At 53.6% G+C, this 20575-nt stretch carries 24 protein-coding genes; 22 read left to right on the top strand and 2 right to left on the bottom strand.

The window, feature by feature from the left end; translation table 11 throughout:
* Positions 1–68: 68 nt before the first annotated feature.
* Positions 69–590 carry a hypothetical protein gene (locus tag LOC70_RS05775; RefSeq protein ID WP_230252460.1) on the bottom strand — a complete coding sequence of 174 codons (522 nt, stop codon included), beginning with the start codon at positions 588–590 and terminating at the stop codon, positions 69–71.
* Positions 591–1377: 787 nt separating this feature from the next.
* Here LOC70_RS05775 and LOC70_RS05770 point away from each other — a divergent pair.
* From LOC70_RS05770 to LOC70_RS05745, 6 genes are read left to right on the top strand one after another with little or no spacing between them, the layout of a single operon-like run.
* Positions 1378–2433: a hypothetical protein gene (locus LOC70_RS05770; RefSeq protein ID WP_230252459.1), complete on the top strand. Its 1056-nt coding sequence runs from the start codon at positions 1378–1380 to the stop codon at positions 2431–2433.
* A 50-nt stretch (positions 2434–2483) separates the two neighbouring features.
* Complete coding sequence (locus tag LOC70_RS05765; RefSeq protein WP_230252458.1) at positions 2484–2795, top strand: hypothetical protein; 312 nt, start codon at positions 2484–2486, stop codon at positions 2793–2795.
* A gap of 47 nt (positions 2796–2842) precedes the next feature.
* Positions 2843–3439, top strand: a complete 597-nt coding sequence (locus tag LOC70_RS05760) for a PAS domain S-box protein (RefSeq protein WP_230252457.1) — start codon at positions 2843–2845, stop codon at positions 3437–3439.
* 48 nt (positions 3440–3487) lie between these two features.
* Positions 3488–5587 carry a hypothetical protein gene (locus LOC70_RS05755; RefSeq protein ID WP_230252456.1) on the top strand — a complete coding sequence of 700 codons (2100 nt, stop codon included), beginning with the start codon at positions 3488–3490 and terminating at the stop codon, positions 5585–5587.
* Positions 5587–6273, top strand: a complete 687-nt coding sequence (locus LOC70_RS05750) for a hypothetical protein (protein ID WP_230252454.1) — start codon at positions 5587–5589, stop codon at positions 6271–6273. Before LOC70_RS05755 ends, LOC70_RS05750 begins: the two co-directional genes overlap by 1 nt.
* 51 nt (positions 6274–6324) lie before the next feature.
* On the top strand, positions 6325–7122 hold the full coding sequence (locus LOC70_RS05745; protein WP_230252452.1) for a hypothetical protein: 798 nt from the start codon (positions 6325–6327) through the stop codon (positions 7120–7122).
* 244 nt (positions 7123–7366) lie between these two features.
* Here the strand turns inward: LOC70_RS05745 and LOC70_RS05740 are convergent, their stop codons facing one another.
* The gene (locus LOC70_RS05740; protein ID WP_230252449.1) at positions 7367–7987 is read right to left on the bottom strand and encodes a hypothetical protein; all 621 of its coding nucleotides are present in this window, start codon (positions 7985–7987) and stop codon (positions 7367–7369) included.
* 431 nt (positions 7988–8418) lie between these two features.
* On the opposite strand from LOC70_RS05740, the gene LOC70_RS05735 reads away from it, so the two are divergent.
* The 16 genes from LOC70_RS05735 to LOC70_RS05665 all read left to right on the top strand — a co-directional run bounded on the left by LOC70_RS05735 (position 8419) and on the right by LOC70_RS05665 (position 20574).
* Positions 8419–8685 (top strand): hypothetical protein, encoded by a 267-nt coding sequence (locus LOC70_RS05735; RefSeq protein WP_230252448.1) that lies wholly within the window; start codon positions 8419–8421, stop codon positions 8683–8685.
* A gap of 6 nt (positions 8686–8691) precedes the next feature.
* On the top strand, positions 8692–9105 hold the full coding sequence (locus LOC70_RS05730) for a hypothetical protein (protein WP_230252446.1): 414 nt from the start codon (positions 8692–8694) through the stop codon (positions 9103–9105).
* 63 nt (positions 9106–9168) lie between these two features.
* The gene (locus LOC70_RS05725) at positions 9169–9366 is read left to right on the top strand and encodes a hypothetical protein (RefSeq protein ID WP_230252445.1); all 198 of its coding nucleotides are present in this window, start codon (positions 9169–9171) and stop codon (positions 9364–9366) included.
* A 612-nt stretch (positions 9367–9978) separates the two neighbouring features.
* The gene (locus tag LOC70_RS05720; RefSeq protein ID WP_230252444.1) at positions 9979–12006 is read left to right on the top strand and encodes a terminase gpA endonuclease subunit; all 2028 of its coding nucleotides are present in this window, start codon (positions 9979–9981) and stop codon (positions 12004–12006) included.
* A 47-nt stretch (positions 12007–12053) separates the two neighbouring features.
* Positions 12054–12404, top strand: coding sequence for a hypothetical protein (locus LOC70_RS05715; protein WP_230252443.1), 351 nt, complete (start codon positions 12054–12056; stop codon positions 12402–12404).
* A gap of 12 nt (positions 12405–12416) precedes the next feature.
* Positions 12417–12689 carry a hypothetical protein gene (locus tag LOC70_RS05710; protein ID WP_230252442.1) on the top strand — a complete coding sequence of 91 codons (273 nt, stop codon included), beginning with the start codon at positions 12417–12419 and terminating at the stop codon, positions 12687–12689.
* A 318-nt stretch (positions 12690–13007) separates the two neighbouring features.
* Positions 13008–14567: a phage portal protein gene (locus LOC70_RS05705; protein ID WP_230252441.1), complete on the top strand. Its 1560-nt coding sequence runs from the start codon at positions 13008–13010 to the stop codon at positions 14565–14567.
* Positions 14568–14588: 21 nt separating this feature from the next.
* Entirely contained in the window at positions 14589–15917 is a 1329-nt protein-coding gene (locus tag LOC70_RS05700) for a S49 family peptidase (RefSeq protein ID WP_230252440.1), read from the top strand.
* Between the two features lie 43 nt (positions 15918–15960).
* Complete coding sequence (locus LOC70_RS05695) at positions 15961–16341, top strand: capsid cement protein (RefSeq protein ID WP_230252439.1); 381 nt, start codon at positions 15961–15963, stop codon at positions 16339–16341.
* A gap of 94 nt (positions 16342–16435) precedes the next feature.
* A complete protein-coding gene (locus LOC70_RS05690) occupies positions 16436–17425 on the top strand; it encodes a hypothetical protein (protein ID WP_230252437.1) in 990 nt (329 codons plus the stop codon).
* A gap of 76 nt (positions 17426–17501) precedes the next feature.
* Positions 17502–17867, top strand: coding sequence for a hypothetical protein (locus LOC70_RS24660; protein ID WP_449314292.1), 366 nt, complete (start codon positions 17502–17504; stop codon positions 17865–17867).
* Entirely contained in the window at positions 17867–18343 is a 477-nt protein-coding gene (locus tag LOC70_RS05685) for a hypothetical protein (protein WP_230252436.1), read from the top strand. The genes LOC70_RS24660 and LOC70_RS05685 overlap by 1 nt, the downstream gene beginning before the upstream one ends.
* Before the next feature lie 67 nt (positions 18344–18410).
* Entirely contained in the window at positions 18411–18884 is a 474-nt protein-coding gene (locus LOC70_RS05680; RefSeq protein WP_230252435.1) for a hypothetical protein, read from the top strand.
* A gap of 50 nt (positions 18885–18934) precedes the next feature.
* Positions 18935–19219 (top strand): hypothetical protein, encoded by a 285-nt coding sequence (locus LOC70_RS05675; protein WP_230252434.1) that lies wholly within the window; start codon positions 18935–18937, stop codon positions 19217–19219.
* 130 nt (positions 19220–19349) lie between these two features.
* Positions 19350–19829, top strand: a complete 480-nt coding sequence (locus LOC70_RS05670) for a hypothetical protein (protein WP_230252433.1) — start codon at positions 19350–19352, stop codon at positions 19827–19829.
* Positions 19830–20118: 289 nt separating this feature from the next.
* Positions 20119–20574, top strand: coding sequence for a hypothetical protein (locus tag LOC70_RS05665; protein WP_230252432.1), 456 nt, complete (start codon positions 20119–20121; stop codon positions 20572–20574).
* Position 20575 lies beyond the last annotated feature (1 nt).

Here is a 20575-nt window from a genome sequence, read left to right as displayed (position 1 = left end):
ACCTGCTCCTTTCGAAATTAAAATGGCGCGGGACGCAATGCATCCCGCGTCACGAGTTCCCCAACGATTTAGTTCGCCAAGGATGGAGCAGGTAATTTCTCTACTGTCTCAAGCAGCTCTTCTCTGCTTGCGAAGCCTAGGGCCTCCAGCACTTCGGGCTCGTCTTCCCACGTTCCTTTGGGAAATTCATCGCAGGCACGAGCGACGATCGCCAATTGAAGATCATCTTTGGTTTCGAAGCCCAATTGTTTCGCGACTACCGTGAGATCTCCAGCTTTGCCAAGAATGAGTCGCGCGTTTTCAAAAGAAGGCTCGACTCCCCTACTGCTACGATAAAGACCGAAGCCACGAGCACCGATGACATCGCCGATTCCGTTCGCACCCGTAATTCCTCGCCTCGCGTATTCGAGTTCATCGAGAAGCAACTGGGATGGTGAAACCTCGCGACCTTCAAAATAGGCCAGCAACAGATGCGGAGCGAGCAGGTTGACTTGCTCGTTGATCGTAAACCGGCCTCCTCGATAATTCTTCGGAGCACGCTCAGCTTTTCTCCAGTAATCGTTCAGGCGGCTCTGATTACTTTCGGACATGGCAACAAACTTTCCTATATGAGAAAGGGTTGCCCGCAATGCGGTGCCAACTCGGAAGTCGTGCTGGACTAGAAACCTCTACGCGGGCAGTCGCACGAGACGAGCCGTTTTTGACTCGGAATCGAGGAAGCAACCCAACCGCTAGTCGCTAAATCGATGTCTCGTGACTGCTCACGGAGGTGAAAGATGCCGACGCTTTCTGTCCCAGTTCTCGCGGGAGATTAACGGACCTGTCGGCGTCACCTGAAGTGAACGCTGGCATGATTGACCTCTCCCCACGGCAGGTCAAGGGCTTCGGCGAATTTTCCGGAAACTTTTTTCGAGCGTCTGCGGACCAGGGAAATGCCCAGCCTTCGGCGTTTTTCTGGGTGTATACGACGAGGGGGCAAACCCTGTGATGAGCTTGCCCCCTCGCTGTTGCCAACTCCGAAAGAGCTGTCCCTGTTGTGCGTTTATTTACTTCGGGAATTTTTCCGTGCGTACATAGGGGTACTGCTCTCGGGCAAAGTTACGTTGAACTGATTTCGGAGGCTCTGGCGGGCCGAGAAATCGGAAATATTCGGTTAGACGAATCACATGTATTGAAAGAAAAGGTCGAGAGACCGAGCGACTGGGGGCGGGTGATAACCGATACCCCTGCCCCCAGTCGTCCGCCATACCAAATCGATTCGAATTGGATTGGCAGATGAAAACTTCTAAACAGGCATATGCCCGACGCTCACAAGGAGCGAAGAGGGCGAGATACTCCAAATGCCTACCGCGTGAAATTCGCGAATCCCTGGCAATAATGATCGACTACCTCGATCCCGCAAGCGATTGCGAGGTCTGCTGGCTGTCCGCAGCAGGACTGGCAAGACTTGTCGGAATCAGCAGCCGGACCGCCAAGCGTCATATAGCGGTTATCAGTGAACTAGGCATCTTCACTGTCAAAAAATTCAAGAAGCGAACGGACGCGGTTGAATACTGCGAGTCCCAGCACGGATTCGTTCCGAAATTCAACAAGACCCTTCGAGATCAGGCTCCAAATCTCTACATCCTGAATTCCGAGCATCCATTTTGGAGCGGTGCCAGCTACCGCCTTCCGAAGTCTGTCGATGAGGCATTGGGAAGCAAGAGCGAGGACCTGAAGAAACTTTGGAAGAAAAGGTCGGAAGCTACCTCATCCCCCGAAAAGGTAGTGTCACCGGTGTCACCAGGAAGTAGTGTCACCGGTGTCACCCGAGAAGAAAAACCTTTAGATAACGACGACGCGCCATTACCTCAAGTCTTTTCGCCTGCTAACCGCCAACCCAGAAAAGGCGAGCCTCCTCTGAGTCTGCCGCAAGGCAGGCCCGTTCGCGGTTCCCGCGAACTGAATACCACCTCCCCACCCAACCGCCACTACGAACCTGAGCAGATTCGCCATAGGATTCTGAAGATGGAAACAGAAAGTCTCCAGGGTTCGCAGAGCGAACCCGAATTCGAACTAACGTTCGAATGTCTTGATGATGATTCATCCTGTTCAGGAGGAGGCGGTCCAATTCTAAATGAAGAGGAGAAGTTACTCCTTGAGAGTCAGAGAGGCTCTATTCTGAGCCCTGAAGAAGAATCCTATCTCGAAGGTCTGGCGGACCAAAAAATGCTCGGCGAGAGCGAGCAAAGCCCGCCCGCAGAAGCGGGCTTGGCATCGGAACTTCAGGAGTCCATCACACGCCCCCAGACTAATTGGAGACGGAACAGCATTCACCGGCCTGTTTCAAGTCCCGTCAGGGACTCTCTGATTCAACGGATTGGCGGCGATCTCCAGAGGAGAGATGAGAATCGAAAATTGAGAGATGAACGATTAAGGAAAAGATACTTTTGACGTATTAAAAAGTCCAGAAGACGCCATTCCCTGACTCAGAGAGAAAACAAATGCCACAAGAATCAGAAGAAAAGAGATTTATCAAAGTCTATGGCGGTCCGTTGGATGGGTCGAAGACATACGAGACGGAAGATCCTCCTCACACCCAATGGAATTTCACTTTCAAGGCGAGAAAGCAGCTCCACAGCTATCGTCTGGATGTGGCTCCGAATCCTGAGACGAAGACGATGGACTTCATTTACGTCCATGAAGGTATCGCGAAAGTTCCGGCCCGAAAGCGGGGTAGCAAGGAAGTCATCGACGCGATGCAAGACTCGATTGACATATTACGAGAGCTGCATATGAAAGACCCGACCAAATAATTATCCCAGCAAAGATCTTGTAAGCAACTTGAAGCGAACGAGATCATATGTCCTGGTTAGATAAACAAACTCACGGCCTCGCCAAAGAATGGATTCGAAATACAGCGGCAGCAATGCTCGCGACGAAGCCTGACGGGGAAATTCTTTGGGCAAACAATAGCTTCGAGAAATTGCTAGGCTACTCAAGTCCAGAATTGATCGGAAAGCTGTCCTGGAAAGACCTGACCGAAGATGAGGAGGTCTTGAAATCGGACGAACAGCTCGTCTTAGAGACCATAAATGGGGAAAGGACCAGTTACCAGCTCCATAAACGGTATCGCACGAGGGGAGGCCCTTCCCTGTCGGTCATTATTGATGTCCTGCGATACCCAATTCAGGGTGATTTTGAGTGCTTTCTGGTCACCGTCTTCCCAGTGAATAGGAATGCGGATTTCACATTAGGCCAAATGGAAGAATTCCGGAAGCTCCTTTTGGAAATCCTCCAACACCAGCCTTCGGGCCTTACGTTCGCCAAGACCTGGGATTGGGCGAAGGAGCATCCAATTGTGGCTTCGATTACTGGCCTGCTGGCGGCTGTCTTTCTATTCGGGGAGCGGGTGTTGGAGATCGTCGCGAAGGTGATCGAGCTTCGGGAAACGCTCTGAACCAAATATAGGGAAGAGTCTTCACTTGTCCCTTTTTGGTGCGTCCTGATGAGCAGTCTGAATAATGTTTCGCCCCCTTCTGGTGCTCAGCCTGGACTTGGTGGAGCCTACATCCGAATGCCGGATTCGAATGGCTCGCAGGGCGATTCTCTTCGGGTGGCTTCAGTTGCGAATGGTGGTCATGCTCTCGAATGGTTCACGACATACGACACGGCAACGATTGATTCTCTAATCCAGGATATCGAATTGACTCCTGGTCCACAGGGAGAACAAGGTCCGCAAGGAGAGCCTGGATATGGCTTCGAAATCGAACAAATCTTCAACTCTGTCGCTGAACTTCAGGCGGGCTCTGTGACAGCTGGGCGATTCGGTCTGGTCGCAGGAACACTTTCCGAAGACGACGAGGACTACGGCAAGCTCTATCTTTATGATGGAACGTCGTGGACTTACGTCACCGACATGTCGGTGAAGGGTGCCGCTGGAGTCCAAGGACCTGCTGGAGCAGACGGTGCTCAAGGCCCAGCCGGACCTAATGAAGTATCTGCATCGACCGAGACAGACTTAACAGGTTTGTTGGTTGGTGATGGTTCAAACGTCAGTAGTACACTTGACCCCACCCTCGCATCGATAAAGGGGAATTCTTCGAATGGGTTGCAGATGAAGTATGCAGATAACAACATATCTGCATACTTCGCCATCGATCTAGATCCTTACGGGGCAAATGTTTTTACACAACCTAGAACAAGCAGGCCCAGTGTCACAATTTTACCCGCAGTAAACGGAACGGTTCCTGCTCTTTCTGTGCGATCTCCGGATTCAGTTGAAGTTCTGACTGCGGGCGATCTGCGTAAGACTGTTAGACTTTACTCTCATGAACCACGCACAGATACTGATGACCCAACCGATTCTGAAATTCCAGAAGATGCAGTTACTCTTTGGGCCAATTCGACTTCTGGTGAGGTTGGCTGGTGGATCAATGACGGCGGCACGGTGCGGCGGCTGGTCGACACCACCATCACTTCATCCACCGAGACCGATTTGGATGGTGTGTTGGTTGGCGATGGCTCGAATGTTTCAGCAACAAATTCTTTAGATTTATCTGGATTGGAGGTAAACACTCTTACCTCCGGAAGTACTCTTGGTGGCATGGAGCTAAAGAGAGCAGATGATGTGCTATATGGATATTTAGGAGCGTTAAACGGTTCTCTGGGGCTTCTGACTATACTCACGACTGAAGTAGACCAACCAGCTTTAATGCTTTTAGGTAAAGCCGGAATCACAGACCCAACATTATTTGTTAGCGACGATTCAGGGTCGGAAGCTTTCACCGTACAAGGACAGGACAGAACAACCTGGATTTACTCCCAGGAACCACGCACAGACACTGATGATCCAACCGACACCGACATCCCGGAAGACACAATTACTCTTTGGGCCAATTCGACTTCTGGAGAGGTGAACTGGTGGATAAACGACGATGGGACTGTTCGTCGATTGGTGGACCGCGATAGCCTTGGGTTGGACACGGACGACACCGTTCAACATGCAAAAATGCAACTAGATGCGTCATATGATGCGATCGCGCTAGGGGACGGGTTTGACGGAGGTTCCTACGTTGGAACAAACTGGGACAATACAGGGTTCATGGTATTTGCGACTGGGGCCGAAGGGATTCGTCTTTATCACAACGGAGCCGGATCTTGCGTTTTTTGGGGACAAGAATACCAGAGTGTCGGCGGAGGTATTCGACTAATGGCGGAAATGCCAAATATCAATTGTACCGGGAGCACATCAGCAAGAAATGTTGGATTCAGTAGTCCTTCCTGGAACAAACTTAGCAAGTTCTCAGAGAACAAATGGTTCAGCTATAACGATCCATCATACACCATACAAAGCATGAAAACCGGTGATTGGTTATGGGGTACTGAAGACTGGGTGGCGGGTTTCTGCCAAGAATATGATAATGTGGCTGAAGAGATTAAACATGCTCTTTATGGTGTAACGCCTGTTGCCCGAGCTACCACTGGTATTACGGCTGCGACTTTTGCGGCGAATACTTCGGGCATTTCGGATGATACGGCGACGTTTGATGGCTACACGATTGGTCAAATTGTCGCCGCACTTAAAGCAATCGGAATCTTAACATAATGGCAACTACAAAACTAAGATTCTCGGGTTGGCCCGGAGGCGACGGACTGACCGCCACCCTCGCAAGCGTCGGTGGAACCGGGACCCCGGCTGCCAACTACACCATCGACGCAATCGGGACCCGAGTCTATGAGATAACCATCACCGAAGACCTCGTCGGAAAATTCGAGTTCATAGCGGGGGCGGGCGGCTCCATCGCTACCGGAGTCGTCACACTCGTGGATGAGGCGATCACCATCGACACCACCCTCCCGCTCGAAAGTATCCAAGACGCCATCGACGGAATCTCGACGCAAATCAGCGCCTCGCTCTCGACATCCACCGAGCGACTCAGTGCCGTCTCAGCGGATGGAGGCACCATCTCCATCATTCAAGGCGATGACTATACCGGCACCGATATCAGCTGGACTTCAACCGTAGACAATCAATGGGAGCTGACCGGCAAGACACTGAAATTCGGCCTCCAGTACGGTGACACCACCCTCGAAGTTGACGCGACCATAAACCAAGCGACCGGAACGCAGCTCGTTTCTGTTCAGCTCACCTCTGCTCAGACCGGAGCCCTGCCGTTCACCAGCGTGGGGAAGTTCGATCTCCAGACCTTCGACGCTTCAGAAGGCACCTACAAGACGATTATTCGAGGCAAGGTAAAAGTGCTCGAAAGCTTCACGAGCCCGCCAGCCTAGCAAACATACCGTGATAGCAATCCAGCCCTTCACACTCTGAAGCAAAGCATCATGGCAACTACAAAACTCCGCTTCATGGGATGGCCCGGAGGTGATGAAGAGGACGCGGTACTGACAAGCATCGGCGGAACCGGGACACCAGCTGAAGCCTATACGATCGCCGCCATCACGACGCGCGTCTACGAAATCACCATCACCGAGGCCCTCGTCGGGAGATTCGAGCTATTGGCCGGAGACGGTGGAGCCATCGCTACCGGAGTCGTCACGCTCGCGGATGAGGCTACCACCATAGACGCAACGCTGACTACGGACTGGACCGAGACTGAACGCCAACAAATCCGGTACCGCCTGGGCCTCGATGGGGATAAGGACACGCCAGAAGCTCAGGCAAGCATCACCGTCACCGCAAGAGCGAACGGAATCGTCAGAATAGACTTCGAGAATCCAACCAACGCTGCTCAGCTGAATCTGACACAGCTCACGGATTACGCCAATGACGACGAAGTCTTCCCGATAGGCCCGATTCGAGTGCAGACCGCCAAACCACTTCTCAGGGAGAGCAATCCGCCAAGCCTCCGATTCGGGGCATCATACCAAATCCGAAAAGGTGCATACGCTGACAAAACCGACCCCCGCAAGCACATCCAAGGCACTGCATACGCCGAATCGGTTGAGGGAGAGCCCGAGCAATACGATCTCTACATCGAAATCGACAAGGACGAACTCGATAAAGATCCCGGCACATATGGATGGGACATTGAAGCCGTCTTCGCAGACGGGGATATCACTCACCTGATTCGCGGGTCTCTCAAGCTCTGGGAGTCGATGGGCAACATCGAAGAACGCTAGGAGCCTAGGCTCTACCGCTGCTCTGGCCCATTCGAGTTCTCATTAGCGATCCGCGTTGCATCTATTCCTCGCTCAACAGCCCTCGTATCGCCGGTGGAAACCTCGATGCTCTCGGAAGAGGCTCGAACTCCCAGATTCCTGTTGTAGACGAGGGCAATAGTCACCGTCATCACGAGCCCGAAAATAGCCATCGAGCCGAGAATAACGATTGTCGATTCAGTCATAGTCCCTTCCTTCACCGGATTCATTTGACAGTCACCTCACTGGGCGACTCACCATTCGATTTCGAACGCTTCCGTGCGGTCGGTGTCCAATTAACCGCAATATCATCATCCCGGATCTCTTCCACATATTGTTCTGCTTCCATCCGAGCGTGTTGATCGAGACTCAGAGCGTCACCATTCCGGATAATTCCATTGTGACGCGAGATAGCCTGGCGGGTATTGCCGGTGTAAGCACGCCAGTCTTCGAGAACGGGCTTTACGACTTTCCGAGACGAGACCGATTTCTCACCAGTCAGTTGCATATATGCCCAGATAGTGACAAGTGCGAGACGGATTGCTGCGTCATTCGTATTTCTCGCCTTCGGATTCCGCACAGTTAGCTTGAAGTCGCCAGAATCGGTGATCAGTGCGATACCAGCAATCTCACGATCCTGGAGTTCATCTTCATCGCCATAAGTCAGCGGCTGCTGGATTCCACCACTTGACTGCGGTTGAACAGCAACTGGCCCCGGAATATCCATCGCGTCGTGATTGTCGCGTGCCCATTGATTGGCCCAACCGAGCACGCGGGTTACGGCCTTCGGGTCTTCCAAGCTTTCCAAAACTCCCAGGAGAGTCGCAATTGCTTCGGAATCTTTCATGTGTCTGTCTCTGTGGGATGTAACGAGTCAACGTTTCACGCAGAGTTTCACAATTCGATCGTCAAGTCAAGCAACATTCGCCGCAAAAAAGCAAGCAAAGCAGCACCATGCTGCATAAACGAACCCTCGGGAGCCACGTAAGTACTTTCCACGGAGGCCTTTGCGGCAGACTAAAAAACCGGACAAAATTTCGGACAAAGTTTTCAAGAGCTGAGAGGCACGGGAGACAGCTAATTGGACAGTGACGCTCGCCCGCCAGCCTAGTCTCCCGTCCTCTCTCTTCGCTTCCCTCGCCACAAAGACCACTCCCCCGACGCCTCAGGCCCCAGAGCCTTCGAAGGCCAGGGGAGGGCAAGAGAAAGCCTCCTCAGTATTAAAAGCCTCGGGCAAAGCTACCCCAGCCACACCCAAGCCACAGAGGGAAACACGCCATGCCACTGGCAAAAGCCATCTTGCAGCACCTCGCAGACCAGCTGCCCGGATATCGAATCTACGAACACTTCTGCACCAACATCCACCAAATCATCCACCGCAAAGGCGGAGGATCGCAACCCATTTACACAGTCGCGATCGACGACCTCCACATCCACATCCGAAGACACGCCACACACGAATTCACCGCCCAAGAATCCGAATGGCTCGACCTCCAAGACCCCCAGTCCATGAACCGAATCGACCAAATCCTCCACACCAACTAAAGACAAATGCTATACGAAATCTTCAACGGCCTCCTCGAAGACCTCCAGAAAAGACACGGCCTCACACACAGCAGCGTGGAACTCGGAGCCGAATCGGTCTCCACATACCACGCCTTCATCTGGAAAGTCACAACCGAGCTGCAGAAACATGACAACTACCACACCGTAAAAATCGACGGCAAGAGAAAGCATCCCGTCACTCACCAGCTCTGGCTATCCCTCGACGACAACCTAAACCTCCACGTAAGTAACAGTAGCAACGTCCTGAGAATCAATCTCCACGAGCCCGAGAGTATTGAAGGCCTACATCAATTCCTCGAAACACTCCTTCGAGTGCCCGCAGAGCCGAAGATAGGGGCGAGCCTCCGGAAGAAGTTCCTCAGGCACATACTATTTCCGAACCGAAACCTTGCGAAATAGACACCGTCTCCGTTTCGATGGAACGCCCTTTTTGAAGACACTTCCGAAACTGGAGAAACCAAGATGGCAACAGCAGCAGACGTGCGTATCGTCACAAAGAGACGCAAGAAACAAAGAATTGGGATATGGGACGTACTTAATTATGCCGCCTTCGCCCTGCTTCACGTGGTAACGATTCCCGTCATCATTTGGGCGGCACAAGAGCCTGAGCAATTCAGGGTTGTATTCAAGCAAATTTTAGAAGCGAACGGCCTGGGATGAGCCATCGTCCCAGGCGGTAAGCAACCGTGAAGGAGCCCATACTCCTGCTCCGTTCTCTCTCTGCGATCACGGTTGCCTAGAAGAGGCCCTCATCTGTGGCATATGGGGGCCTCTTCGCTTATCCGGGCAGAATCTGCGGCAGGAAAATAGCTGGCTGAGTAGTTGAATAGCTGCCCGAAGTCTGGCCCCATTATTTGGAAATGAATCATGGGTCCTCCGGAGGGGTATTGCCCGAAGTCCGGACTGCGGAGGAATAGTAGAATTATATAATTCCCTTACTATCCACTCGCCCAACATTCGCACCGAGTCGCCACGAAGGCCCCTCCCTTGCGTCCCCTCGCTCTCTCTAGCAGGGATGCGACGCTCCAGCCCCGCCAAGGCCCGAAAGCCAAGAAGACACAAAGGAAAAGCTCGCTACAGACACGAGAGGTCCGAGCGGCACCAGGGAAAAGATAAGTAGGCCCCAAACCTACGAGTCCCCCAATGACGCTCGCACAACAACAATTCGCAGAACGAGAGAGAGCAAGGCTCGCTGAAAGATCCAGAGCCGCATACGCAGCCGCAGGCGAAATAGGACCGCTCCCCGAGGTCAAGCACAAAACCCGCCGAAGGATGTGCAAATACGACCTCCTCCTCTTCCTGCAAGCCTACTTCCCAGGAAGCACCGGCCTTGGACCCTTCGGGCAAGGCCAGATCGAAGCGATTACTCGCCTAGAACGCGCCATCCTGCATCACGGACGCTTCGTCAATGCGATGCCCCGAGGATTCTCGAAGTCCACCATCTCAGAACTCGCCCTATTGTGGGCGATCCTATATGGGCACCGAAGTTATGGCGTCATCCTCGCTGCCACCAAAGACGCTGCGGACCAAGCTATTCACGGCATGATGACGGAGGTGCAGGAGAATGACCTCCTTTTCGAAGACTTCCCCGAGGCATGCGTCCCCATCCGAAGACTTGAGGGGAAACCGCAGCGATGCAACGGCCAGACCTTCATGGGCCAAAAGACCCATCCGAAGCTCAATGCGGACCAACTCGTCTTTCCGCGAATACCGGGATCGCTCAGCAGCGAGAGCGTCATCCAGGCACGGGTTATCAACTCAATCCGAGGCCTTCGCCATAAGCGGACATCTGGGGCTCAGATAAGGCCTGACTTCGTCATCTTGGACGACATCCAGACCGACTCGCTCGCTGTCAGTCCCACCCAAGTCGAGAAACTCAAGCAGACCATCGCCAAGAGTGTGGCAAGGCTTGGAGGCCACGGAACGAACCTCTCAATGGTGATGAACTGCACTGTCATCGCTGAGGGCGATCTGGTGGACCAATTATGTAGCGACAAGCATCCAGAGTGGCAGTCCATTCGGATCAAAATGGTCCCTAAAATGCCGGACCGCCTGGATGACCTTTGGCTCAAAGACTATGCGAGGATTCGCACCAACTACGATTCTGATGATATCCTCGGGCAGGAGAAGGCCTGGGAAGCCGCCACCGAATTCTACCAAAAGAATCGGAAGGCGATGGATACGGGCTCCGAGGTCGGCTGGCGGAATATTCCACTGCCTGAGGGCGAGATATCGCCGCTTCAACATGCCATCAATGTTCTCGTCGACGATGGAGAGGCGGCTTTCCTTTCAGAATGCCAGAACAGCCCGAAGAAACTTGTCGCCGCTGGGATTCGGGAGATACGGCCTGCCGAGATTAAGAACAGGACGAATGATTTCGATCGTTTCGTCATCCCTGACGGCACGACGGAGGTTGTCTTTCACTGCGACGTTCACAATGCGGTTCTGTTCTATAGCGTCGCCGCCATCAAGGCGAATTTCACCGCACAGATTGTGGACTACGGCACATTCCCAGAACAGCCGCATAACAATTTCACGCTGTATACGGTGAGAAACCAAATGAGGGACGTTCTCGGCGTCCCCACTGTGGAAGAGGCGGTGAAGGAGGGCGTGAAGGCGGTTTCCGAGATTATTTGCGGGCGAGATTGGGTGACGCCGAATGGCGAGAGCGTGCCGGTCGGCCTCGGACTCTATGACGTCGGCTATTTGCCGGATCAGGTGGCTGCAGGGATTCGCGCGTCCGAGTTCAAGCAGATTTTGATGGGAGCCAGAGGTCGCTTCATTGAGCTAGGCCGAATGGCGATGACTGATTACGACACGAGCAGGAAGCGAATGCTCCGTTGCGGTCCGAATCCCAGGCGTCCGCGATGGTATGTCCCACCTGAATCGATCAATGGTGTGCATACGATCACCTTCGATGCGAACTATTGGAAGAGCGTGGCGGCGGCGAGACTCACCCAGGACAGAGAGACTCCGGGGGAGTGGAGTCTTTTTGGAAACCATCGGACAGACCATGGAGCGTACGCCGAGCATTTGGCGGCTGAAGAGGCGATTGAAAGGTCTGAAAAGGGACAGACGGGAATCGTCTGGAAGAAAAAACCGAATCGGGATAACCATTTTTGGGATAGTTTCGTTGGCTGCGTTGTCGCCGCAAGCGTGAAGGGAGTTCAACTCCCAGGATTCGCGATGCCCATCAAGAAGGTTCCTGTTCAGAAGAATCCTCCGCAGCAGAAGCAACAGCAACAAACCACAAGATCTGCCCCCAAGGGGCATCGAAGTTTCTGGGTAACAGCTCGGTAAATACGGGCCAAATATACCGTGAGCCCCTTTTCATCCGAGGAATTCGAATGCAATACCCAGACAGTCTCCCCCTGACCGAAATCAAGCTCATCATCGACCGCCTCAGAAGCGGCACCGTTGATGGGCACCTGGACGAATTCGCCCATGCCATATGGGTCGTCCAAGGCTACGCGCAAAAAATGCTCATCGGTGAAGCCAAAACGGAGACGCCAGACGCTCCCGATTTCGAGCTGACGGCACAGACCGCCGACACGAGCGAGCAGGCAATCCAGGCCCTCGAAAGAGCCATCGACAAAAGGCAAGAACTTGGCGAAGGCGAGATCGTCACGCAAGCAGCCATTCCCTGGAGCCTCATCCTGAAGTTCCTGCTCGAAATCCTCGAAGAGCGTCTGGGCTAAGGAGCCAGCGAAATGGCAACGACTAAAAAGAAACCGGCCAAAAAGCCCGCCAAAGAAAAGCTGAACTACGAGCAGCAAAGCGCCGCCGGAGGTTGGCTCCAACTCGATCTGCATCGTATTCGCGTGACGCCGGAGGAGGCTTTGAAAGTCCTGACGGTTCGCGACGAACTTCGAGACGAGGGTGCTGCACTCTCGGACGGAACGAAGGTCCAGACCGTCATGCATGCCGTCCGCTGGATCATAGGCCAAATCGAATTGAGGTCCGAAGATGTTGACCAGCAGTAGTTCCATTGACGAAATCGTCGCGGCATATACGGACAATAGCCTATATGACGTTGACAATAGCCTGCCACAGGCGCGGCTATTCATCCAGGCCTGTCGGATTCTGTTGATGAGGCGTCCCGCCAGCATCAACACCGATGGCGTGAGCACTCGCTTCAATAGCGCAGCTATTATGGCGGATCTGAAGAGGGCGGAGACTTTCGTTTCGGCGAAGTCTGGACGCCAAGGTCGTGTTCGTATTGCGGACATTAGCAACATCGGTCGCCGGTAATCCCTCGGCCAAACCTACAGGAGAAGAATTCCTCTCCTGTAGGTCTCCATATGACGCGCCGCCGAAATACGATCAGCCTTCTGAACGCCTTCAATGATGCGAAGGCCGACTACGACGCAGCCAAGGAGAATCGCTATGTCCCAAGGCTTTCCGGAGTAGATCCAGCTGGTTCAGGGCACTCCTACCACATCAGGAATGAGCGCGAATTCCTGAAGATCATCGAGCGTTCTCGGGATCTTGAGCGAAACGACCTAATCATCGGGTCCGCCCTGAAAAGGCTCGTAGCGAATATCGTCCAGGACGGATTCTCGCTGGACCCGCAGACCGGGGACAACGGGCTCGATGAGGACATTAAAGCCAAGTTCCAGGACTGGGGAAGTGACCCTGATCAGTGTCACTCCGAAGGCGAGCTGGATTTCCACACCATAGAAAGATTGACGCTCCTGAGCATCCTTCGCGATGGCGATATGATTCACCTCCCGTTGAAGTCCGGAGCCCTTCAATGCGTGGAAGCTCACCGCCTGAGGACGCCTACGAACACGACGCGGAATGTCGTACATGGGGTCATGATGAATAAGAAGGCTCAACGCACGGAATATTGGATCTCGAAAGAAGACCTCGGACTTCGTGAGACGCTTCAAAGGGTAACTGATGTTCAACGATATCCAGCAAGAGACTCCCAGGGGAATCGGGCGGTCTTTCATTGCTATCTGCCCGACAGGTTCTCGCAGCGAAGGGGAATCTCAGCCTTAGCCCCAGTCGTGATTCCAGCTGGTATCCACGGGGATCTCCAGTTCAGTGCATTGGTCAAGCAACAGGTGGCAAGCCTTATCGCGATTTTCCGTGAACAGGCTGCGGGCACCGAAGATTTGCCATTCGATACCCCACTTGGCCCGACGACGGAGGTTTCCGAGGACGGAAGCATAAGGGAGATCGAAGGATTGGCGGCTGGCCTGGATATCACGGGCAGACCTGGACAAAAGCTTCAGGGGTTCAGCCCAAACATTCCTTCGCCGCAGTATTTCGAGCACGTGATGATGATCTTGAGGTTCATTGGCGCGAACCTTGATCTTCCCGCAGCTGTGATGTTGCTTGATCCCTCGGACAGCAATTTCTCCTCATGGAGGGGCAGCATCGATCAGGCCCGGATTCGCTTCCGCCAGTTTCAATGCGATTTGCGGCAGAAATTCCACAGCCCCGTCTATAAGTGGAAGATGCGTCAATGGTTGGCGTCGGATTCAGCTCTACAGCGAGCGGCGAAGAGGGGCGGTATCGAGATTTTTAGGCATGTGTGGAATCCTCCATCCTGGGCCTATATCGAGCCTCTCACGGATGCGAAGGCGGATGATTGGCAACAGCAGGCTTTGCTGAATAGCCCCCGCCGAATTCAGGCTGCGAGGGGACGCGACTATACGACGGTCGCTTCCGAAATCGTCGAGGATAACAAGCTGATGCTCATGAAGGCTTTGGAGGCGGCTGCTGATCTGAATAGGCAGTTTCCTGAGGCCAACATCACTTGGCGCGAAATGCTTTCCCTGAGCCAGAAGGATCGTCTCTCGTTTGATTCGGAGCCGGAGCCTGTGGCGATAGCTGCACAGAGCGGGAGGTAATTCCCGGTCAAATTCTAAGGTATGAGCGACAACTTCAAAACGACAGAGTTTACCAGGAAGGATCTAGCCGGGATTCCGCACCTGGATCAGTACGCCGGTATTTGGCTATGCGAGGAGGCGACATTTTCGTTGCTTCTCAGCCGCATTCAGTCGCTGGACATCGCCGCCCATATGGCTTCGGAAGTCGTCGCAAAGACTCGAAGCATGGGCCTCGACGATGCTCAATCACTTATCGAAGTCAGTGGAAGCACGGGCATATTGAACCTCGACGGCGTTCTTATGAAGCATGCCTCTTCGGTTACAGGAGGCACTTCGACCGTCTTGGCTCGTCGCGCCTTGAAGACTCTTGTCACCGATGACGACATCAAATCAATCGTCCTGAAGATCGAAAGCCCTGGTGGCACTGCTTCGGGCACGCAACAGCTTGCGGATGACATCGCCTCGGCTGCCAAGCGGAAGCGTTTGGTTGCCCATATTGAGGATCTCGGGGCATCGGCGGCTTACTGGTTGGCGTCCCAGGCTCCCGAAATTCGGGCTAATAGTCCGGCGAAGGTGGGCAGCATCGGTGCTTATATGGTGGTCACGGATTCTTCGGGATTGGCTGCGAAGGAGGGCGTGAAGGTTCACGTTGTCCGTGCTGGTGAGTTCAAGGGCATGGGGATTCCTGGCACGGAGATTTCAACTCAGCAACTTGAAGAGTTGCAGCGACAGATTGAGGGAACGAATTCGTTCTTTCTGGATGCGGTAGCTAGGGGGCGTGGTCTTTCAGCTGATGCTGTGAAGGGCCTTGCTGACGGCAGGACTCATTTCGCCGCTGCGGCGAAGGATTTGGGGTTGATCGATGGCGTTCAATCTTTTGAAGAGACGTTGGCCGAAGTTCAGGGCCAGAATTCATTTTCTACTAATAGGAGCCGAAGAATGGCATCTGAAAACGCAACTGCGAGTGTTGCTGACATCAAGGCTAACTGCCCTGGTATTTCGAGCGACAAGGTTTTGGAATTCGCCGAAGCCGGAAAGACTTTGGACCAATGCAAGAACGCATGGCTTCAAGAATTGGCCACTGAGAATGCAGCCCTGTCCGAAGCGAACGCGGAGCTAGCGAAAAAGTTGAGCGATGCTGAAGCGAAGGCTGAGGCTGCCGAAGCTGCTGCGACCGATTCGACCTTGGGCGTTGACCCACTGGAGGATTCGCCTCGGACTTCGTCGGCGTCTGGTTCCGCTACTGAGCAGTTCAACGCTCTGGTTTCGGAGAAGGTCGCTCAGGGAATGACTCGGGGCAAGGCAACGGCCACGGTCGTTCGCCAAGATCCGAATTTGCATAAGGCGATGCTTGAGGAAGTCAACGGGTAATCGCCGCTCAAAGATCTTATAACCCAATTTTTCGGATTCAAACATGTACAACGATAACGGCACAAAAACTTTCGAAGCTGATGCGGCTATAGCGCAATATGCCAGGGTCATTCTGGAAGCTGATGGCAAAATCGTCACCGCAGGCATCGCCCAAATTGGTGATGGTATTGCGATGCGCGAAGCCTTCGCTGCTGGAGACTCCATCCCAGTGAAGCTTTGGAACAGTGCGGGCACTTTCAAAATGATTGCTGGCGAAGCCTTTGCTGCTGGCGCGGACCTCTACACGGAGGTATCGGGCAAGGTCCAGGATACTGCCGCTAGCACTTCGTTCAAGTTCGCCAAGGCCTTTCAGGCTGCTTCTAGCGATGGCTCGATCATTGAATGCGCTTTGCTTCAGGCTCCAGGCGTTTCCGCCGAGTCATAAACCGAACCCTAGTGGTGGGCGGGTGATGTGGCCACTGACCCCGCTCATTTTTTCAATTCAACATCATTAATACTAGGGGAAGTGAGATGATGAAATGCCAAGTCCAGACAATGCAGTCGAGACACTGCGTCCAGACCTCGCAACCTTTGACGAATTCGATCTCGAAATGCAGAGACGCGGCTACATTGCATCTCGCGTGATGCCCGTATTCGAGGCCGGTGCGTCTGCAGGAAAATTCGGAAAGAAAAAGCTCAAAGACTTAATTGCCCGTAGCTCCGAGAAAACAGCTCGGGCTCCAGGTAGTGGCTATAACCGAAAAGAGCGGAACTTCGATACCGCTAGTTTCGCCACCCAGGAGCACGGAGTTGAGGAACCTGTCGACCGCAGGGAAGCCGCACTGTATGCGAGCTACTTCGACGCGGAACAGGACGCCACGGCTGCGGCATATGAGACGGTCCTTTCCAGCCAAGAGCGAAGAGTCGCCGATTCATTGTTCAACGCGACGGCTTTTGCTAGCCAGACCACGAACGTCAGCAATGAGTGGGATTCGAATCACACCACTGACGCGACTCCAATCGACGACGTGGAGACGGCAGTCCGAGAGGTAGCAAGCCGCACCGGTATTTGGCCGAATGCCTTGGTCATCAACCGCTTGGTCTTCAGGAACCTGCGAAATCTCAACCAGATCGTGAACCGAATCACGGCTTCTGGTGCTGGAAATCCGGGCAAGCCTTCGGATATCACTCCGCAAATGTTGGCCTCGGTTTTCGACCTGGATTATGTCTTGGTCGCTGGGAACTATGTCAACGCTGCGGATGAAGGTCTTGAAGTGGATCTGGAGCAGATCTGGAGCAACGAATACGCCGCCGTGACTCGTGTTGCCACGACAAACAGCATCAAGGACACGTGCTTCGGGCGCATCATTCACTGGTCCGAGGACGGTTCGATGCCCGGTGGACGGGTAGAAAGTTACTACGAGCCTCAGAGCCGCAGTGACATCATCCGAGTTCGTCACGATGTGGATGAAGTCATACTTTATCCTGAGCTTGTCCAGCTCTTGGACAACGTAACTACTTCGGCATAAGCAGTCGCCTTCGACTGATTTTCATAGAGCCCGCTCGCCCAATTCGGCGGGTGGGCTCATTTCATAGGGGAACCAGATGGGATCTCACAGCGACGCCCTCGGATGGCTCAACAGCACCTCCGAATTCCTGGACGGCGAGACGGCCACACTGAGGCGGGGCCACCACTCCACGACCGTCACCGTAGTCCGAGGATCGAACAAGCCGAAGCTAATGAGCCAAGACGGTCAAGCCTACGTTGAACTTGAGCATCAGGAAATCCTCATCCGGCCAAGCCAGTATTCATTTGGCGGCATCAAACACGAGCCACTCCCTGGGGACCGCATCGTCATTGGCTCCGAAACCTTCGCGGCTGTCCCGTACATCAGTGGAGAAGGCTGCTGGAGATACACCGACCAGTTTAAAAGTCACTACCGCATTCACGTACAACTGACAAACGACTAATGGCAGCCCGAATCATCACACTCGCAAAGGATCTCACCACCAAGCTCGAAGCCCAGCTCGGGAAAGAGGTCCGTAGACGCTACCTTCCGTATTTGACGAGCCAAAACGTCCAGCTCGAAGAGGAGCGAATCACGGTCTATATGGTCAGTGACTCCGAGACTGTCACGACTCGCAGCCATGATGACGATCGATTCGAACTTGGAATCCAGGTAGCTCAAACGTTGCCCGAATCCGGAGAACAATCCCCAGGGAATCCCGACGCGGAATTCAACCAACTGGATTTCCTGGATGCTCGGATGCAGACGGTGGATTCGATCAAGGATCTGTTTCGGGACGAAGGAGAATTGAGGAGCGTCCGAATTGGGGGATGTTATTTCAATGGCCTGTCTCACGAGAGACTATTCAATTCGGATGAGCTGATGCACCGTCTATTTAGCTCGATTGTGGTGGTCAGCTTCATGTTCAATGGTGAATGAAGCCTCTGGTCAAAACTAAGGAGTAAGAATCAATCCTTCCGAAGTCCACGACTGAGGTTATACGAAAATGTCATTTCATCCTGGTCGTTTGGCCAAGCTTTACTACAACAGTGGAACGTACGCCTCGCCTACCTGGGTGGAAATCGTCCGCGTTTCCGATGTCAACGTCAATATGACGAAGAATACGGGCAGCGTGACGACGAGGGAGAGCCCGGACCAGAAGACCGTTATTGGTTCCAAGATCTTCCAACTCACCGCCACCTATCACGAGAAAATCGCTGCCGATAGTGTGCTCGACGCGATTCTCACCAGTTATATGGCAGATACACCAGACGACACTGGCGGGAAAATGGATATGGCTGCCATGAATCAGGACATTGAAACCTCGGGCAGCACCGGAGTTCGTGGGCAATTCGCCGTCACTGAACTTTCACGAGCTGAGCCCGTCAACGATTCGGTGACCCGCAGCGTGACTTGGGAAGAGGTTGATCACGAGGAGAGCGATAGCGTCGTCGACGTTGTGGAATTCACGACCTCTTAATTCAGTCCCCCTTCACTAGTCCTTCCTTCTTATAGAACTTGAGGCCCCAGATGAAAAATCCAACCGAGATGATCGAGCAAGCCTTGGCGAAAAATCCCAAGTATGTGCGGATCAAGGCCAAGACCTTCTGCGAACTGGCGGAGGCGTTCGGGCCAGATCCGAAATCCGATGTCGATGCGGAAGTCTCGATGGCGAAGACCCTGGAGGTTTTCAGAGGAAAATTCTCGGACACTCTGAGCGTCCATCATTCGGTGGCGGAACTGTTGGTTTCCAAGAAGCCTAGCCCGAAGTCTTCGGGCTTCACTGGCGGCGAGAAGACCGGCGATAAGAAATAGCCTCTCACCTTGAGGGTGCGTCTGGGGGAGCCCCATTTTGTCTTCGGGTGAAGTGGGGCTCTGTCGTAGATAGGAATGATTTCGGGCAAAGTTACCCCGTTCAATTCCCCAGACAGGAGCCGCCCCTTCAATGCACACTTTCAGCGACCATAAGAACGTCGAATGGAACGTCGAAATCTCCATCCTTGATGCGAAGAGACTCAAGGAAAATGGTTTTGACATGATGGATTTCGAGAAGTTCTCGCAACAACTTAGCGACATTTTCGATGCCTACGAGATTCTTTGGCACATCGTCAAGGATCAGGCCGAGAGTCTCTCCATTGATGCTGAAGAATTCGCGAAGCGATATAGCAAGTCCGCAGATTCCGCTTACACGGCCTTGGTGGGTGCCGTCACGGATTTTTCCCAGAGGCACGGGAAGAAAGCGGTAGGCCGAGCGATAGCGAGGGTCTGGGAGGCGACGAACGAGGCGGAGCTGAAACGGCTCCAGCTATTGGAGAGCAAGACGACGACGGACGCGATCAGCAGAGTGATCTCTCAGGAGCTGGAGAAGGCGGAGAAGGAACTGGACAAGATGGGGCGCGACTCTGGGAGCAAATCCGACGAATAGGGTACGCCATCAAGCTGGACCCTGATCCGATGAGCCTTCGCGAACTGTTCGAACGCTATGAGATTCATATCGACGAGATGTGGAGACCGGCCTCCGCCATCATGGCGATGATTGCTGAGGTCAATCGAGATCCGAAACGAAGGTCTGAGCCATATAGCCCCGCAGAATTCCATCCGTTGACTCAGCGTGAGGCTGCGAGACCTTCGGGCGGAGGAGAGCCGCTCACGAACGACATGCTTAGCGTCTGGCAGAAAGTGATTCGCGAAAGGAACAAACGAAAGGCTGTCGCATGAACGCGCAATTCACCTCGAAATTCGTACTTCATCAGCAGAAGATCCTGACGGCTCTGGACAGGGCTGAAATTCGGGCACTCACGAGATTCGGGGCCTTCGCTCGTAGACGGATGCGGTCCAAACTCAGGAGGCGGAAGAAGTCCGCCAAGAATGGGCAGGCTCCGAGCGTCCACTCGAAGCATAAGTATGCGACGCTGAAGAATATTCAGTTTTATGTGGATGCGAAGAAGAAGACGACCATCATTGGGGCGGTCAAGCTCCGCAGTTCGAAGGTGAAAGGGACTACACCCCTTCCGGAGCTTCTCGAATTCGGGAAGACCGGCGTCGTTTCCCAGAATGGCGTCGACAAGAGCGTTGATTATCGCGCGTTTCCATTTGCGGGACCAACTCTGGATGAGGAGCTGGCCCAGGGGACGCTACACGAGTCGCTTTCGGAGGCGATTCTTCCGTAGC

It is taken from the genome of Rhodopirellula halodulae (assembly GCF_020966775.1).
GTDB classification, from domain to species: Bacteria; Planctomycetota; Planctomycetia; order Pirellulales; family Pirellulaceae; genus Rhodopirellula; species Rhodopirellula halodulae.
This window is presented reverse-complemented; position numbering and strand designations above follow the sequence as displayed.

Excerpts from the sequence above, each read along its gene's own strand:
- LOC70_RS05725 (WP_230252445.1), top strand. The coding sequence starts at position 9,169 with ATGGCAACAGCAGCAGACGTGCGTATCGTCACAAAGAGACGCAAGAAA.
- LOC70_RS05690 (WP_230252437.1), top strand. The coding sequence starts at position 16,436 with ATGCCAAGTCCAGACAATGCAGTCGAGACACTGCGTCCAGACCTCGCA.
- LOC70_RS05755 (WP_230252456.1), top strand. The coding sequence starts at position 3,488 with ATGAGCAGTCTGAATAATGTTTCGCCCCCTTCTGGTGCTCAGCCTGGA.
- LOC70_RS05765 (WP_230252458.1), top strand. The coding sequence starts at position 2,484 with ATGCCACAAGAATCAGAAGAAAAGAGATTTATCAAAGTCTATGGCGGT.
- LOC70_RS05700 (WP_230252440.1), top strand. The coding sequence starts at position 14,589 with ATGAGCGACAACTTCAAAACGACAGAGTTTACCAGGAAGGATCTAGCC.
- LOC70_RS05730 (WP_230252446.1), top strand. The coding sequence starts at position 8,692 with ATGCTATACGAAATCTTCAACGGCCTCCTCGAAGACCTCCAGAAAAGA.
- LOC70_RS24660 (WP_449314292.1), top strand. The coding sequence starts at position 17,502 with ATGGGATCTCACAGCGACGCCCTCGGATGGCTCAACAGCACCTCCGAA.
- LOC70_RS05740 (WP_230252449.1), bottom strand. The coding sequence starts at position 7,987 with ATGAAAGATTCCGAAGCAATTGCGACTCTCCTGGGAGTTTTGGAAAGC.
- LOC70_RS05750 (WP_230252454.1), top strand. The coding sequence starts at position 5,587 with ATGGCAACTACAAAACTAAGATTCTCGGGTTGGCCCGGAGGCGACGGA.
- LOC70_RS05685 (WP_230252436.1), top strand. The coding sequence starts at position 17,867 with ATGGCAGCCCGAATCATCACACTCGCAAAGGATCTCACCACCAAGCTC.
- LOC70_RS05770 (WP_230252459.1), top strand. The coding sequence starts at position 1,378 with ATGATCGACTACCTCGATCCCGCAAGCGATTGCGAGGTCTGCTGGCTG.
- LOC70_RS05735 (WP_230252448.1), top strand. The coding sequence starts at position 8,419 with ATGCCACTGGCAAAAGCCATCTTGCAGCACCTCGCAGACCAGCTGCCC.
- LOC70_RS05710 (WP_230252442.1), top strand. The coding sequence starts at position 12,417 with ATGGCAACGACTAAAAAGAAACCGGCCAAAAAGCCCGCCAAAGAAAAG.
- LOC70_RS05670 (WP_230252433.1), top strand. The coding sequence starts at position 19,350 with ATGCACACTTTCAGCGACCATAAGAACGTCGAATGGAACGTCGAAATC.
- LOC70_RS05720 (WP_230252444.1), top strand. The coding sequence starts at position 9,979 with ATGTGCAAATACGACCTCCTCCTCTTCCTGCAAGCCTACTTCCCAGGA.
- LOC70_RS05745 (WP_230252452.1), top strand. The coding sequence starts at position 6,325 with ATGGCAACTACAAAACTCCGCTTCATGGGATGGCCCGGAGGTGATGAA.
- LOC70_RS05715 (WP_230252443.1), top strand. The coding sequence starts at position 12,054 with ATGCAATACCCAGACAGTCTCCCCCTGACCGAAATCAAGCTCATCATC.
- LOC70_RS05675 (WP_230252434.1), top strand. The coding sequence starts at position 18,935 with ATGAAAAATCCAACCGAGATGATCGAGCAAGCCTTGGCGAAAAATCCC.
- LOC70_RS05695 (WP_230252439.1), top strand. The coding sequence starts at position 15,961 with ATGTACAACGATAACGGCACAAAAACTTTCGAAGCTGATGCGGCTATA.
- LOC70_RS05665 (WP_230252432.1), top strand. The coding sequence starts at position 20,119 with ATGAACGCGCAATTCACCTCGAAATTCGTACTTCATCAGCAGAAGATC.
- LOC70_RS05775 (WP_230252460.1), bottom strand. The coding sequence starts at position 590 with ATGTCCGAAAGTAATCAGAGCCGCCTGAACGATTACTGGAGAAAAGCT.
- LOC70_RS05680 (WP_230252435.1), top strand. The coding sequence starts at position 18,411 with ATGTCATTTCATCCTGGTCGTTTGGCCAAGCTTTACTACAACAGTGGA.
- LOC70_RS05760 (WP_230252457.1), top strand. The coding sequence starts at position 2,843 with ATGTCCTGGTTAGATAAACAAACTCACGGCCTCGCCAAAGAATGGATT.
- LOC70_RS05705 (WP_230252441.1), top strand. The coding sequence starts at position 13,008 with ATGACGCGCCGCCGAAATACGATCAGCCTTCTGAACGCCTTCAATGAT.